Raw genomic sequence first — 15945 nt, forward strand, 5'->3', positions numbered from 1 at the left:
ACTTTAACTTTTTGAGATCAATCTTGATGCCGGAGAAGCGATTCTCCGGCATTTTTTATCGAAAGAACCGGCAATGGTTATGTTGCTCTGCAGCAAAAAGCTGTTAGGCTGGATAGTAAGAGCTTAAAGGATAATGATTGCGCCTGAGGAGCCGCGATTATCCTGCTGCACGGCGCGACCGGAGGAGCGCCGCAGCGAAGGCAAGCGACGCGCGAGGAGCGTGCGTTTCAATGATCAGGTGATTGGCGAGGTCGCAGACCCGCATCACGAAAGGTAAAGCCCCCCATGTTTTATCAGTTTTACGAACTCAATCATGCCGCCCTCGCCCCTTTTCGCGTCGCGGCTGATATGATGCGCCTGGCCTATGCCAATCCCCTCAATCCCCTCTCGCATACGGTGTTCGGCCGCACGTTGACGGCAAGCCTCGAGGTTTTCGAGCGCACGACCAGACGTTACGGCAAGCCGGAGTTCGGGCTGCACGAGACCGTCATCGAGGGCAGGCCGGTGTCCGTCTACGAGAAGATCGTCTGGAAGAAGCCCTTCTGCAACCTCATTCGTTTCGAACGCAGCTTGCCCGCCGGCCACGGTACCGATCCCCGCATCCTGATCGTGGCGCCGATGTCGGGCCACTACGCCACGCTGCTACGCGGCACCGTCGAAGCCCTTCTGCCGGGTGCCGATGTCTACATCACCGACTGGATCGATGCCCGCATGGTGCCGATGACGGAAGGCACCTTCGATCTGGAAGACTATATCGATTACGTCATCGAGATGCTGCATCACCTCGGCCCGGATACCCATGTCGTCGCCGTCTGTCAGCCGTCGGTGCCGGTATTGGCGGCAGCAGCCGTCATGGAAGCGTCCGGCGACCGTCTGGCGCCTTCGTCGATGACACTGATGGGTGGTCCCATCGATACCCGTATAAATCCGACGGCCGTCAACCAGCTTGCCAAGGACAAGCCGCTGGAATGGTTTGCCGACAATGTCGTCATGAACGTACCCTGGCCGCAGCCGGGCTTCATGCGCCCGGTCTATCCGGGCTTCCTGCAGCTTTCCGGCTTCATGTCGATGAACCTCGACCGGCACATGATCGCGCACAAGGATTTCTTCGTGCATCTCGTCAAGAACGACGGCGAGCCGGCCGAAAAGCACCGCGATTTTTATGACGAATATCTGGCTGTTATGGACCTGACGGCGGAATTCTATCTGCAGACGGTCGATCAGGTTTTCATCAAGCATGCGCTGCCCAAGGGCGAGCTCATGCATCGCGGCCAGCGTGTCGATCCCACGGCCATTCGCAATGTCGCGCTTCTGACCGTCGAAGGCGAGAATGACGATATCTCCGGCGTCGGCCAGACGCATGCGGCGCAGACCATCTGCACCAATATCCCCGACCATATGCGCATGCACTATCTGCAGCCGGATGTCGGCCATTACGGTGTCTTCAATGGCTCGCGTTTCCGCCGCGAGATCGCGCCGCGCATCCTGGCCTTCACGCGCGAACATGCCCGCACCGGTCGCCCGGTCGTCAAGCGGGTCATCAAAGGCGGCAAGTCGGCCTGATGAGGCAAGACCCCTAAAACTGCCGTGCAGTTTTGGGGGCAAGCAAAATCAAAGCATCCGCTGGCAAAGCAAAACATTAGCTTTTGTTGAATTATCCCGGCGGATTCAAGCACTTGTCCGATTCCGTCAGGCAATGCCATTGAAGCCTCACGAAGAGGTTACCATCTCGATTCCAGCGGTACCGCAGAGATCGGGCCGTTTGCCGCGCCGCGCGTCCTTGGAACGCGCTGAGATGCAGGTAGAGCTTTAAAAAACGCGCAGAAAGCTTTCCATCGATCGGTATCGGTCGGAGGGCGATGCGCCGTGCGAGGATACCTGACAATGAACCAATCTGCATTGCTTCGCCCGGATTGGACTCCGGCTACTATTGCCTTGATGGTGCTCGGCTTCGTGGTCTTCTGGCCGCTGGGCTTCGCCATGCTCGCCTATATTCTCTTCGGAGAACGTTTGCGGGAATTCAAACGGGATGTGAACGAAAGGACCGACGGCATGTTTGCTGGCTGCGGACGTTATCGCAATCGTCATCGCCATTCCTTCTCTTCGACCGGCAACGTCGCCTTTGACGACTGGCGCCGGGCAGAGCTTGAACGCCTCGAGCAGGAACGCCGCAAGCTGGATGAAATGCGCGCCGACTTCGATGCCTATGCCCGCGAACTGCGCCGTGCCAAGGATCAGGAGGAGTTCGACCGCTTCATGCGCGAGCGCAACAGCGTCAAGCGCAACGACAATGGCGGCTCGCCGACCGAATTCCAGACCCCGTGATGGGCTTATGAAGGCAACCGCATCATATAGTCGAAACCGGCATCAACGGATGCCGGTTTTTCTTTGCCGGAGCCCGCAAAGCAAGTTGTGCAAAATTGCGCAGCGGCTTTGCGACAACGACATGCAAAAATCGAAGGCCAAAGCACCGGAAGCCAATCTGAAAGATTGCGACGCGCTTTGGCGAATCATATAAAACTGCCTCATGTTTCCGCTGCTTTCCAGATCCCGAAAACCGCAGGCCAAACCAGCCGCGCCGGAAACGCGCACCCTCGATGTCGCCGGCCGCTTGATGCCGCTCACCATCCGCCAGCATGAGCGCGCAACGCGCATTACGCTCAGGATCGAGCCCGGCGGACGGGCGTTGAAGATGACCGTCCCGCGCGGTCTCTCCGCCCGTGAGGTCAATGCCTTCCTCGACCGTCATCAGGGCTGGCTCCTGACCAAGCTCGCGAAATTTTCCGCCGAAAGCAATCTGCGCAGCGGCAGCGAAATCCTCCTGCGCGGTGTGCGCCATCGGATCGAGCACACGGGAACTCTCCGCGGCCTCACCGAAGCCGTCATCGTCGATGGTATGCCGGTGCTGCGCGTCAGCGGCATGCCCGAACATGCCGGCCGCCGCATTGCGACGTTCCTGAAGAAGGAAGCCCGCGCCGATCTGGAAAGGCTTGTCGCAATACACGCCAAGGCCATCCGCGCCACGGTCACGTCCATCACTATGAAGGATACCCGCAGCCGCTGGGGCTCCTGCTCCTCGCAGGGTAATCTCAGCTTTTCCTGGCGCATCGTCATGGCGCCGCCCTTGGTCATCGACTATCTCGCGGCCCACGAAGTCGCGCATCTGCGCGAGATGAACCACGGTCCGCGCTTCTGGGCGCTCTGCCTCAAGCTTTGCCCAGACATGGACGAGGCGAAGACCTGGCTGAAACGCTACGGCAGCCAGCTGCACGCCATCGACTTCGATTGAGCTATGCGTCGCCAAGGTAAGAGCCACGCAAAAATCCCGCCAACGTCGCCTTTAGGCTCGACTCTTTCCAATTTTCATGTCACTCCGCTGCCATGAGCCCCGATGTCAAAATTTGTGGTCTGAAGACGCCGGAAGCGGTGGATCGCGCTCTTGAGCGCGGCGCGACGCATATCGGCTTTATCTTCTTCGAAAAGAGCCCGCGCTATATCGAGCCCGACATGGCCGGCCTGCTGGCCGAGCGTGCCCGCGGCAAGGCAAAGATCGTTGCCGTCACGGTCAATCCCGGCAATGACGATCTCGACGAGATCATGTCGCTGGTGAAGCCGGACATATTGCAGCTCCATGGCAATGAAAGCCCGGAGCGTGTGCTGACGATCAAAGCGGTCTATAATGTCCCCGTCATGAAGGCGATGTCGGTGCGTGACGCCGACGATCTGAAGCGGGTGGAATCCTACATCGGCATTGCGGACCGTTTCCTGTTCGACGCCAAGCCGCCCGCCGGCTCGGATCTGCCGGGCGGAAACGGCGTGTCCTTCGATTGGAGCCTGATGAGCTGGCTCGACGATCGGGTGGACTATATGCTGTCCGGTGGGGTCAACAAGGACAATGTCGCCCGCGCTTTGGCATCCACCAGGGCCACGGGTGTGGATCTTTCCTCCGCCGTCGAAAGCGCGCCGGGTGTGAAGGATCTGGGCAAGATCGACCAGTTTTTCGACGCTTTTGCAGAAGCATGCCTGCCGGAACCGGCAGCAGGGAGTAGAAAGTGAACCAGACGCCTAAACCCAATTCCTTCCGCGCCGGCCCTGATGAGGACGGTCGTTTCGGTATTTACGGTGGCCGTTTCGTAGCCGAAACGTTGATGCCGCTGATCCTGGATTTGCAGGAGGAATGGAACAAGGCGAAGGACGACCCGGTCTTCCAGGCTGAGCTGAAGTCGCTGGGAACGCATTATATCGGCCGCCCGAGCCCACTGTACTTTGCCGAGCGCCTGACGGCCGAACTCGGTGGCGCTAAGATCTATTTCAAGCGCGAGGAGTTGAACCACACCGGTTCGCACAAGATCAACAACTGCATCGGCCAGATCCTGCTCGCCAAGCGCATGGGCAAGACCCGTATCATCGCGGAAACCGGCGCCGGCCAGCATGGCGTTGCCTCGGCGACGGTTGCTGCCCGCTTTGGTCTTCCTTGCGTCGTCTACATGGGCGCGACCGATGTCGAGCGCCAGGCGCCGAACGTCTTCCGCATGAAGCTTTTGGGCGCCGAGGTCATTCCGGTGACGGCAGGCAGCGGCACGCTGAAGGACGCCATGAACGAGGCGCTGCGTGACTGGGTCACCAATGTCGACGACACCTATTATCTGATCGGCACCGCCGCTGGACCGCATCCCTATCCGGAAATGGTCCGCGATTTCCAGGCGGTGATCGGCACCGAAGCCCGCGCCCAGATCCTGGAGGCCGAAGGCCGCCTGCCTGACCTCGTTGTCGCTGCCGTTGGCGGTGGCTCGAATGCCATCGGCATCTTCCATCCCTTCCTCGATGACGAGGGTGTCAAGATCGTCGGCGTCGAAGCCGGCGGCAAGGGTCTTGAGGGCGACGAGCATTGCGCCTCCATCACAGCCGGTTCACCCGGCGTGCTGCATGGCAACCGCACCTATCTGCTGCAGGATGGCGACGGCCAGATCAAGGAAGGTCATTCCATTTCGGCCGGCCTCGATTATCCCGGCATCGGCCCGGAACACTCCTGGCTGAACGATATCGGCCGCGCCGAATATGTTCCGATCATGGACCATGAGGCGCTGGAAGCTTTCCAGACGCTGACGCGCCTCGAAGGCATCATTCCGGCGCTCGAGCCGAGCCATGCGCTCGCCGAAGTGATCAAGCGTGCCCCGAAGATGGGCAAGGACGAGATCATCCTGATGAACCTCTCCGGCCGCGGCGACAAGGATATCTTCACCGTCGGCAAGATTCTGGGAATGTGAGTTAGACGCCATGACCGCACGTATGGACAAACGCTTCGCCGCTCTGAAGGCTGAAGGCCGCCCGGCACTCGTCACCTATTTCATGGGTGGCGATCCCGATTACGAGACCTCGCTCGGCATCATGAAGGCGCTGCCGGAAGCCGGTGCCGATGTCATCGAGCTCGGCATGCCTTTCTCCGATCCGATGGCCGATGGCCCGGCGATCCAGCTCGCCGGCCAGCGCGCCCTGAAGGCCGGCCAGACGCTGAAGAAGACGCTGCAGCTGGCTGCAGATTTCCGCAAGACCGATGCCGACACGCCGATCGTGATGATGGGTTACTACAATCCGATCTACATCTATGGCGTCGAAAAGTTTCTTGACGATGCGATCGTCGCCGGCATCGACGGCCTGATCGTCGTCGATCTGCCGCCGGAAATGGATGACGAGCTCTGCATTCCCGCCATCCGCAAGGGCATCAACTTCATCCGCCTGGCAACGCCGACGACCGATGACAAGCGCCTGCCGACGGTTCTGAAAAACACATCCGGTTTCGTCTATTATGTCTCGATGAACGGCATTACCGGTTCGGCCCTGCCGGACCCGTCGCTGGTCTCGGGTGCCGTCGAGCGCATCAAGGAACACACCGCATTGCCGGTTTGCGTCGGCTTCGGGGTCAAGACCGCCGAGCACGCCAAGCTGATCGGCGCTTCCGCTGACGGCGTTGTCGTCGGCACCGCCATCGTCAACCAGATCGCCACCAGCCTTACCAAGGATGGCAAGGCGACGGCTGACACCATCCAGGCCGTCGCGACGCTTGTGCGCGGCCTGTCGACGGGAACGCGCTCCGCGCGCCTTGTTGCCGCCGAATAGTTTCCCCATATAGGCCTGTCTTCGATCATTGCGGATTGAAGAAAAGGCCTATGGGCATTAGGTGGTGACTACGATATCGATGAATTTGGTCGATTAGGAGTTTCGAATTGAACTGGATCACGAACTACGTCCGCCCGCGGATCAACTCCATGCTGGGCCGTCGCGAAGTTCCGGAGAATCTCTGGATCAAGTGCCCGGAAACGGGCGAGATGGTCTTCCACAAGGATCTGGAAGACAATAAGTGGGTTATTCCGGCCTCCGGCTTCCATATGAAGATGCCGGCCAAGGCCCGCCTTGCCGATCTCTTCGACAGGGGGGAATACGAAGCCCTGCCGCAGCCGAAGGTCGCGCAGGACCCGCTGAAGTTCCGCGATTCGAAGAAATATACCGATCGCCTGAAGGACAGCCGCATCAAGACCGAGCAGGAGGATACGATCCTTTCCGGCCTTGGCAAGGTTCGCGGCTTGAAGCTCGTGGCCGTCGTCCATGAATTCAATTTCATCGGCGGTTCGCTCGGCATGGCGGCCGGCGAGGCCATCGTGAAGGCTTTCGAACGTGCGATCGCCGAAAAATGCCCGCTGGTCATGTTCCCGGCTTCGGGCGGCGCCCGCATGCAGGAAGGCATCCTGTCGCTGATGCAGCTGCCGCGCACGACGGTTGCCGTAGACATGCTGAAGGAAGCGGGCCAGCCCTATATCGTCGTGCTGACCAATCCGACGACCGGCGGCGTCACGGCCTCCTACGCGATGCTGGGTGATATCCAGCTTGCCGAACCCGGTGCCGAAATCGGCTTTGCCGGCAAGCGCGTCATCGAGCAGACCCTGCGCGAAAAGCTTCCCGAGGGCTTCCAGACCTCGGAATATCTGCTTGAGCACGGCATGGTGGACATGGTCGTCAAGCGCCATGACATTCCGGACACCTTGGCAACTCTGTTGAAGATCCTGACCAAGGCGCCGGCAAACGATGTGGCCGCTGCGAGCAAAAATGGTGCCGCGCTGCCGGTAGCGGTAAAGGCCTGATATCATAGACAGCCGAAAGGCGGAGGTGCGGGATGACGGCTATGGATCAATCCGCAAAGAGCGAAGCGGCACGGGAAATCGAGAAGCTCTTGGAGTTGCACCCCAAGGGCTTCGATCTCTCTCTGGAGAGAATAACCCGGCTGCTCGATATCCTCGACAATCCTCACAAGAAGCTGCCGCCGGTGATCCATGTCGCCGGCACCAATGGCAAGGGATCGGTCACGGCCTTCTGCCGTGCGCTGCTTGAGGCCGGCGGCTACAGCGTGCATGTCCATACCTCGCCGCATCTGGTGAACTGGCATGAGCGTTACCGCATGGGCGTCAAGGACGGCCGTGGCGAGCTCGTCAATGATGCCGTCTTCGCTGATGTGCTGCGCCGTATCGCTGAGGCCAATGCCGGCCAGAAGATCACTGTCTTTGAAATCCTGACGGCTGCAACCTTTCTTCTCTTTGCCGAACATCCGGCGGATGCCGCCGTCATCGAAGTCGGCCTTGGCGGTCGCTTCGATGCCACCAACGTCATTTCCGATCCGGCCGTCTCGGTCATCATGCCGATTTCGCTCGATCACCAGCCCTATCTCGGCGATCGCGTCGAGCTGATCGCCGCCGAGAAGGCGGGTATCATGAAGTCGGGTCATCCTGTCGTTATCGGCCATCAGGAATACGATGCCGCACTCGATGTCCTGATATCGACGGCAGAGCGACTTCGTTGCCCGACGGCGGTTTTCGGCCAGGATTTTTCCGCCCATGAGGAATATGGCAAGCTGGTCTATCAGGACGAGTTCGGCCTGGCCGACCTGCCGCTGCCGCGCCTGCCGGGTCGCCACCAATATGGCAATGCCGCCGCCGCCATCCGCGCCGTCAAGGCTGCCGGCTTCGTCGTGACCGAAGCGATGATGGAAAAGGCGATGACCTCTGTCGAGTGGCCGGGGCGCCTGCAGCGGCTGACGGAAGGCGATTTGATATCGCATGCGCCCGAAGGCGCGGAAATCTGGGTCGATGGTGGCCACAATCCCGGTGCCGGCGAAGTGATCGCCGAGGCCATGGCCAATTTCGAGGAACGCCAGCCGCGGCCCCTGTTCCTGATCATCGGCATGATCAATACGAAAGATCCGGTCGGCTATTTCAAGGCTTTCGCCGGTCTTGCGGAAAAGGTCTATTGCGTTCCGATCCGCGGCAGCGATGCCATGATCGATCCGGTCATTCTGGCAAATGCGGCTTATGATGCAGGGCTGGTGGCGGAACCCATGTCGGATGTCGGCGAGGCGCTGGATGCGATCAAGGCGTTCGCCGTGCCGAATTTGCCGGCGCCGCGCATCCTGATCGGCGGCTCCCTCTATCTGGTTGGCGATGTCCTCGCCGATAACGGCACGCCGCCGCGGTAAATCCGGCGGGATTGCTATTTACCATCCGCCCTCGTGGTTCGAGGCTCCGGCCTCTTCGACAAGCTCCGAAGCCTACGCACCTCACCATGAGGGCTAATCTTCTGCACGAGCCGACACATTGAGCTCATCTCATGCGCGGGGGATCGGCTTTGTGTGACGGTGTGCGCTCCATCCTCACCCTGAGGAGCGAAGCCTCGAAGGGCGGGGATGGCCCGTGCTCTCCGACCAACAAAAAAGCCCCGTCTCCGGGGCTTTTTATTCATGCGGTCGATACCGATCAGGATGCGCTGGAGATCCAGCTCTGCAGAGCTGTCTTCGGAGCGGCGCCGACCTTGATGTCAGCAACTTCACCGCCCTTGAACATGGCAAGCGTCGGGATCGAGCGAACGCCGAACTGGGCAGCCAGCTCCGGGTTTTCGTCGATGTTGAGCTTGGCGACCTTGACCTTGCCTTCGAACTGAACGGCCAGCTCTTCGAGAGCCGGAGCGATCATCTTGCACGGGCCGCACCATTCGGCCCAGAAATCGACCACAACGGGCTCGGCGGACTGAAGGACTTCGGTGGCGAAGTTGGAGGTATCGACTTTAACGGTAGCCATAGGCTGCTCCTTTACCAGGATTTGCGGTTGCTAAATATGTGAGGCGGCGACGCCTGAATTTCAATGTCCGATATTTCACTTTGTCTGGAGCTCTGCAAGCGCCGATGCCAGGGCGTCGTCAGAGAGCCTATAGATCGAGGCGCCTTCGGTATAGACCAGCAGGCAATCGATCTGCTTTCCCGGATAGAGCGGGGAAAGGATGGCGCGATAGATCGCAAGCTGCGCTCGGTGGGCGAAAGGAATGTCGATGTCGCTGCGGGGAGGCACGCGGTTGGTCTTGTAGTCCAGAATGACGACGCGGTCCTCAAGGTCAGCCAGGCGGTCGATCCGGCCGGAGACGGAGTAGGACTGGCCGCCGAGTTTCAGCGTTCCCATGAGCGAGACTTCGGCCTGTGCATGCGTGCCGAACGTACCCTGAAGTTCCGGATGCGCCAGCAGCGCCATGACCGAGGCGATCAAGGCTTCCCGCTCCGCTTGAGGCCAGAAGCGCGCGGCCCGCTCGGCATAGCGTCGGGCCGCATCCGCCCGGTCCTGCGGTGCGATGTCGGGCAATGTCTGCAGCATGCGGTGAATGAAGCGGCCCTTCTGCAGGGCGCGATCCGACTTCGCCTTCTCGCCGAAAAGCGCTGATGTAACGAGCAGGCTGTCGGCTTCGTCATCGACGACGGTGCCGACGCCGGAAGGGCTGAGCGGGCGGGGGAGGCTCTTCTGCGGTGGCAGCGGCCGGCTGAGACCAGCCGGCAAGCTTGCTCGTTCCACCCGTTTCTCCGGCTCTTGCATGGCCTCGAAATCACGGCGAACCTGGGCGACACGCCAGCTCAGACCCTGCCAGTCGCCATCGGGGCCGGAGAATGTCGTCAGCGTGCAGTGCTGCTCGTCTCCGCGCAGGGCGCCCGAAATCATGGCATGCCATGTGTCTGCATTCTCGCGGATGCCGCGATAGCCGCAAATGATCAGCCGGTCGGCAGCGCGCGTCATGCCGACATAAAGCAGGCGCCGATATTCCTCCTCCGCCAGGGATTGCAGCCGGGCCGTGTCTGCCTGTGTCAGTGAATTGGCAAGCGCCGAGACTGGAACCCAGACCGGCAGCGGAATCTGGTCCTTGCCGGTTTCGATCAGCCGCATCTTCGGCAAGTGCGTGTGAGTGAAGGACTTGCCGCCGCCATCGACGAGGAAGACGATCGGTGCCTCCAGCCCCTTCGAGGCATGCACGGTCATGATCCGCACTTCGTTGCGGCCCTTGTCCTGCTCGCGCTTGACCGTCGGCGCTTCCAGCTCCAGCGTCGAGATGAAGGATTGCAGGCCGGGCAGACCGCTTGTTTCGTGCTCCAGTGCAAAGGTGAGGAATTCGTCGAGGATATCGCTGACCTCAGTGCCGAGCCGCGCCAGAAACTGCCGCCTCCCGCCGAAACTACCGAGCACACGGGCGTAGAAGTCATGAACAGGCAGGCTTTTCGACAAAGCAAGAAAAGTCTTCAGCCGGTCGGCTACCAGCAGGAAGCGATCATGGCCATCCTCGGCGAATCGCTGCAGGTGGCTCCAGACACTCTGGCCGTCATCGCGATAGGCGGCGACCGCAAAGACGTCTTCTTCGCTGAGGTCGAATAGCGGGCTTTTCAGCAGGGCACAGAGAGAAAGATCGTCTTCCGGCAGCAGCAGGAAGCGGCCGAGTGCCAGAAGATCCTGAATGGCGATATGGCTGGTCAGGATCAAGCGATCGGCGCCGGCAACCGGAATATTGCCGCGCCGCTTCAGCGCTCGGGTCAGCGCGTTGACGAAGCTGTCGCGCTTGCGCACGAGCACAAGGATGTCACCGGCCTCGATGAAACGGGCCTTGCCCTTCTCGATGATCGTCTCCCGCCCGACCAGATTGCCGATAGTCTGCGCCATCCGCCGCGCGAGAATAGCGGCAGGCGCGCTCTCGGGAGTCGAATCGAAAGGCGCCGTCCAGTCTTCCTCCTTGGCCGCCGGCTCCGGTGCGATCATCTCCCAGAGATCGACGGCGCCGGGGTGGCCAATGCGGCTGGAGCGGTGCACCACTGGCTCGTTGACGGCGCTGAGACCCCTGGAATTGTCCGGACTGGTGAAGACATGGTCGACCGCGCCAAGCACATCGGCCGTCGAGCGGAAGGAGAGGGGCAAGCGGATCGATGAGAACCGCTGGCCGCTGGCGCCCACCCGCCGGCGCGTCCGGTCGCTCTCCTCGGAAAAGCGTTCCGGCCGCGCCCCCTGGAACGAATAGATCGATTGCTTTTCGTCGCCCACGGCAAAGATTGTTCTGAGCGTCGGCCGTGCGCTTTCACCGGAGAAGAAGTCTTCCGCCAGAGACTGGATGACGCTCCACTGGATCGGGCTGGTATCCTGCGCCTCGTCCACCAGAATGTGATCGATGCCCTGATCCAGCTTGTAGTGGATCCATGGGCCGACGCCTTTCTTGGTCAGAAGGTCGGCCGTGCGGGTGATCAGATCCTCGAAATCGAGCTGGCTGCGCCGCTTCTTCAGCTCCTCATAATCCCGGTTCAGCCGGTCGGCGAGAATGAGGGCCGCGCGGGTCGCCCGGTACATCCGCATCAGTTTCAGCCGGTCGCGGCAGGCAACGACATGCGCACGCGCCTCGGCGATGGCCTCGTCAAGGGCAGGTGCGTCCGCCAGCATCGCCTTGACGAAAAACTGGCTGTCGGATTTCGGTTCGCCTTTCGCGGTGAGCATGGTTTTTTCCAGTATCTCGGCGCGGGTGACTGGATCTGGTTCGCGTTTGGCGAGGCGCAGCGCATAGGCGATCTCTTGTGCCTTGGCGCCGCCTTTCTGATCGGCAAGCGTCAGATAAAGCTCAAGCGTTGCTCCGGAGAGGCCGGGAAGCGGCCAATATTGCCCTGCGATGCCGGTCTCCGTGTCGCTGGCGGAGAGGCCGAGCCGTGTCAGGAGTGCCGCTTCAATGCCGCCTTGACGCTCTGCCGGCCCCGTGAAGCGGCGAATGGCGTTGCGATTGGCGACGATATCACCAAGCAGCGTTTCCAGACCCGATTCGTCGCCAAGATCGAGCACATAGGCAAAGGCGTCAGCCAATTCGGCGTCGCCATGCGGTGTCGCTGAGGCCAGCAGCGCGCGCCGGGCATCGTCGAGCAAGGTGGCGGCGGCGCGATCGTCGAGAACGGAGAAATGCCCGGCAACGTTTGCCTCGAGCGGGAATTGATGCAGCAAGGCCTCGCAAAAGGCATGGATCGTCTGGATCTTCAGGCCACCCGGCGTTTCCAGCGCCTTGGCGAACAGCCGGCGGGCTTCGGCAAGCTTGAAGAGATCGGGCTCCTTGCCTTCAATATCGGCAATGCGCTTTTTCAGCTCCTCGTCCGGCATCGTCGCCCATGCCGCCAGCCGGTCGAAGACGCGGTTCGACATTTCGGACGCTGCAGCCTTGGTGTAGGTGAGACACAGAATGGCCGAGGGACGCGCACCGGCCAAAAGCAGGCGGATGACGCGCTGTGTCAGGACATGCGTCTTGCCGGAGCCGGCATTGGCCGAAACCCAGGCCGAGCGTTCGGGATCCGAGGCAATGGATTGCTGGATTGTCGTCCAGCTGATCCAGACGCCCGGATCGTCGCTTTCGGGCAATGTGGCGAAGTCATCGGCGGGAAATTCACTCATCGCCGCCGCCTTCCTGTTCGGTCTCGGCCGTCGACCACTCCGAAACGCGGGCCAGATGATCGTAATCGCCGCCATATTCGAACTGCTGCGCCGGGATCAGCCGCGACGAGAAGCCCTTCTCGCCGGACTGCAGCAGCGAGACGAATTTCACCAGCTGGTCCATCGATTCCTGCGCCAGATCCATAGCCGACTTTGTTTCCGTCTTGCCGCCGCGGCTGGAATGTTCGTTGTTGACCTGGTCGACCTTGAAGCGATCGCCGGGCCGTAGCCGGACGTAAAGCAGGTTTTCCGGCAGCAGTGTGCCGATGTTGCGGAAGGCGCCGGCTTTCAATGCATAGGCTTCGAGCGCCAGCTGTGGGTCGAGCAGTGCGCGCGCCTGCGGCGGCGACGGATTGTAGCCGGTCTTGTAGTCGATGATGTCGGCGGCCTTGTCGCTTTTGATGTCGATACGGTCGGCGACACCGGTCAGCCTGACGCCGATCGGTTCGATCTCGACCCCAGCCGGCACTTCCGTCGCCGTTTTTCGCACCTCGGGTCGTCGTTCGGCTTCCCAGTCAAGAAAAGCGCGCGCCACCTCGCGAAACCGCGGCCGCCAGACGCTATCGATATGGTCAGGCAACCGTTCGGCATCGAAGAGATCTGCAATGATGCGATCCATGGCGAGTGCCGCATTCGGCGTGCCGGCAATATGTCCTTCACGGACGAAGCGGTCGATGATCTTGTGATAGAGCGTGCCGCGCTCGGCCGGGCCGGGATCGCGGTTGAACGGATCGACCGCATCGAGCCGTAATACGCGCCGGGCATAGATGGCATAGGGGTCGCGGCGCAGGCGTCCCACCTCGCTGAAGGAATAGCTCTTCGGCTGCAGCTCGGCGGGTGGTCGGGGTGCGGGCCGTAGGGCCGGGGCCTGATTGTCGCCATCGTCGATCAGACCGGCCCAGTGACGATACTGATCGCCTCGTTCCCTCATGGCGCTTTCGAGATCTTCGCCCCCAAGCGCGATCAGTCGCTGTAGCCAGCGTGACGCCACAGTCGGCGTCGAGCCCTGGCGCAGCGCGCGAGAGTAGATGAGGTCGCGCGTACCGTTGGCCATTTCGAAATCGTGGGCGAGCTGGCCGATGCGCCGTTCCGGCGGCTCAAGCCCGATCTCCGTCTTCATCGTGCGGGAGATGAACGGATTGTTCGCCGTCTGCCCCGGCCAAGACCCCTCATTCAGCCCGCCGAGAATCAGCGTATCGACGCTTTGCAGGCGTGCTTCCAGTGTGCCGAAGATGAAGAGGCGAGGGTGGCTGAGCGCTTGAGGCTTGACCGCCTGCCCCACGCAGAGCGCCGTCATGATATCAATCCATTGCGGGCCATCCGCCTCGAGCTGGCCGTCTGTATCGATGACTTCCTTCAACAGGCTGGCGAGCGTATCTCCAGCCTCTCCGGACCAAAGTGCGGCCAGATCGCCACGTTCGTCGGCGGCCACGGCTTCCAATGCCCGGCCGGTGTTTTCAGCCCATTCCGAAAGGGTCGGGAGGCCCTCGACCGTCTGCAACGAAAGCGCGGATACAAGCGGCTCGCATGCCTTGCTGACCCGTCGCGCCAGCTCGCGGGCATGTTCCACGGAGTCCGAAGGAAGAGATTTGCGCCATTGCGGCGCGTGACGGTCGTTCGCCTGTTCCGCCAGCCTGAGATCGAGCAAGGTTTCCAGCGTGCCGATATCGACATTGGCGACGCCACCTCGGAGCGCCAGGATTTCCAGGGCATCGACGCTCAGCCGGTGCATTTCCGGCGACAGGCCAAAGCGGGCGAGGGGGTGCTTAAGCAGCGAGACGACCGCAACGGGATCGCCGGGGCGAAGCGTCGCCTCGAGTAGCAATTGCAGCAGTGTGCCTTGCGGTGTGGCGTTGAGCGGCGTACCGGCCGAATCGTCTGCGGTGATGCCGAAGCGGGCGAGCTCGGACGTGACCCGCCTGGCAAGATTGCGGTCCGGCGTGATCAAGGCCGCCTGGCTTTCGCCGCCGTTGCGGCCGGGCTTGTCCAGCGCCAGCCGCAGAGCGATGGCGATCGCCGTCGCTTCCTCCCGCTCATTCGACGCCTCGATCAGCGATACATCGGCAAAGGCTTGGCTGATCGCGTCAGGGGAGAGCGTCTTGCGCCAACTTCCCCAGCCGCTTGTCGCCTTCGCCGGCGCCAGCGCTCGCGACAGAATCTGAGCGCGCATCTGCATGGTCTCGGATGCGTCTTCGATGGTTTCGACGTCGCGCCGGGTGATATGCAGCCGCTTGAGCAGCAGTGACAGGCCATATTGCGGATGGCTGCGGGTTGTGGGGTCTGACCGCTCTCCAGCTGCCGTTTCCGGCGCAACGAGTTGCCAGTCTTCCTCGGGCATTGTCACATCGAGCCCCGGCAGCACGATCACTCCCTGCGGCAGTGAGGCGACGGCCGCGATCAGCTCCGCGGTGGCCGGTACCGAACCGGTCGACCCCGCAATGATCACCGGCCCCGGATGCTGGGCTGCCGCGATCCGCTTCGCCTCTGCGCGCAGAACAGCGTTGCGATTGCGGGCGGAAGAGGATTTGCCCAGCTCTTCGAGGCGCGCCGGCCAGAAAGCGCTGGCGATGCGCAGAAACTCGGCGGTCAGCTGCCACCACAGCGCATGTTCTTCCGCGCTAAGCGTGGCAAGCTCGCTCCACTCGCGATCCTCGGTCTCGAGTGAATCGATGAGTTCGGCAAGATTGCGCGCGAGCCATATGGCATCGGCGGGGCTGGCCGGGGCGACGAGCGGCGAATCGGAGTGAATGTCGCGCACGATCTGCGGCAGCTTGTTGCGCCAGGCAAGGATCAGCCGCGCCAGTTCCAGCAATCGTGCCGTATTGGCAAGCGGCTGCGCCAGATCGGCGGTTTCAGGCAGGGCTTCCTCAAAATAGCCGCTGTCGTCGTCGGTTTCACCAAGCGCGCGGATGACCGGCAGGATGGCCGAACTGCCGCCGAGCAGATCGACGAATTCCGAGCGCAGCACGCGCACTGCACGCCGCGTCGGCAGGAAGATGCTGACCTTGGCGAGCGACAGCGGGTCGCCTGGATCATGGCGGAAATGGTCCGTAAGCCTGCCGTCGCAGAGCGCCGCCGCAAGGGTCTTCAGGAAGGGCAGCCCTGCAGGAATCGTGAGAATGCGTTGCTGGTGCCTGCCCGTCAT

General features: G+C 61.6%; 11 protein-coding genes. 8 read left to right on the top strand and 3 right to left on the bottom strand.

What is annotated here, in order from left to right:
* Positions 1–285 precede the first annotated feature (285 nt).
* The 8 genes from ACIQJ2_RS21005 (at position 286) to ACIQJ2_RS21040 (ending at position 8521) form a co-directional block, all read left to right on the top strand.
* Positions 286–1563: a polyhydroxyalkanoate depolymerase gene (locus tag ACIQJ2_RS21005; protein WP_199145754.1), complete on the top strand. Its 1278-nt coding sequence runs from the start codon at positions 286–288 to the stop codon at positions 1561–1563.
* Positions 1564–1884: 321 nt separating this feature from the next.
* Positions 1885–2325 carry a DUF2852 domain-containing protein gene (locus tag ACIQJ2_RS21010; RefSeq protein ID WP_199145752.1) on the top strand — a complete coding sequence of 147 codons (441 nt, stop codon included), beginning with the start codon at positions 1885–1887 and terminating at the stop codon, positions 2323–2325.
* A 202-nt stretch (positions 2326–2527) separates the two neighbouring features.
* Positions 2528–3289: a M48 family metallopeptidase gene (locus tag ACIQJ2_RS21015; RefSeq protein WP_400671211.1), complete on the top strand. Its 762-nt coding sequence runs from the start codon at positions 2528–2530 to the stop codon at positions 3287–3289.
* A gap of 92 nt (positions 3290–3381) precedes the next feature.
* On the top strand, positions 3382–4056 hold the full coding sequence (locus ACIQJ2_RS21020) for a phosphoribosylanthranilate isomerase (RefSeq protein ID WP_199145749.1): 675 nt from the start codon (positions 3382–3384) through the stop codon (positions 4054–4056).
* A complete protein-coding gene (trpB, locus tag ACIQJ2_RS21025; protein WP_199145748.1) occupies positions 4053–5267 on the top strand; it encodes a tryptophan synthase subunit beta in 1215 nt (404 codons plus the stop codon). The genes ACIQJ2_RS21020 and trpB overlap by 4 nt, the downstream gene beginning before the upstream one ends.
* 10 nt (positions 5268–5277) lie before the next feature.
* Positions 5278–6117, top strand: coding sequence for a tryptophan synthase subunit alpha (gene trpA, locus ACIQJ2_RS21030; protein WP_199145747.1), 840 nt, complete (start codon positions 5278–5280; stop codon positions 6115–6117).
* A gap of 107 nt (positions 6118–6224) precedes the next feature.
* A complete protein-coding gene (gene accD, locus ACIQJ2_RS21035) occupies positions 6225–7136 on the top strand; it encodes an acetyl-CoA carboxylase, carboxyltransferase subunit beta (protein ID WP_199145745.1) in 912 nt (303 codons plus the stop codon).
* 32 nt (positions 7137–7168) lie between these two features.
* Positions 7169–8521 (top strand): bifunctional folylpolyglutamate synthase/dihydrofolate synthase, encoded by a 1353-nt coding sequence (locus ACIQJ2_RS21040; RefSeq protein ID WP_400671216.1) that lies wholly within the window; start codon positions 7169–7171, stop codon positions 8519–8521.
* 277 nt (positions 8522–8798) lie between these two features.
* On the opposite strand, the gene trxA is transcribed toward ACIQJ2_RS21040, so the two are convergent.
* From trxA to addB, 3 genes are all read right to left on the bottom strand, one after another.
* The gene (trxA, locus tag ACIQJ2_RS21045; protein ID WP_400671219.1) at positions 8799–9119 is read right to left on the bottom strand and encodes a thioredoxin; all 321 of its coding nucleotides are present in this window, start codon (positions 9117–9119) and stop codon (positions 8799–8801) included.
* 75 nt (positions 9120–9194) lie between these two features.
* Positions 9195–12761 carry a double-strand break repair helicase AddA gene (gene addA / locus ACIQJ2_RS21050; protein WP_400671222.1) on the bottom strand — a complete coding sequence of 1189 codons (3567 nt, stop codon included), beginning with the start codon at positions 12759–12761 and terminating at the stop codon, positions 9195–9197.
* Entirely contained in the window at positions 12754–15945 is a 3192-nt protein-coding gene (addB, locus tag ACIQJ2_RS21055) for a double-strand break repair protein AddB (protein ID WP_400671225.1), read from the bottom strand. Before addB ends, addA begins: the two co-directional genes overlap by 8 nt.

The sequence above is a fragment of the Rhizobium sp. NPDC092011 genome (assembly GCF_044756305.1).
GTDB lineage: Bacteria > Pseudomonadota > Alphaproteobacteria > Rhizobiales > Rhizobiaceae > Rhizobium.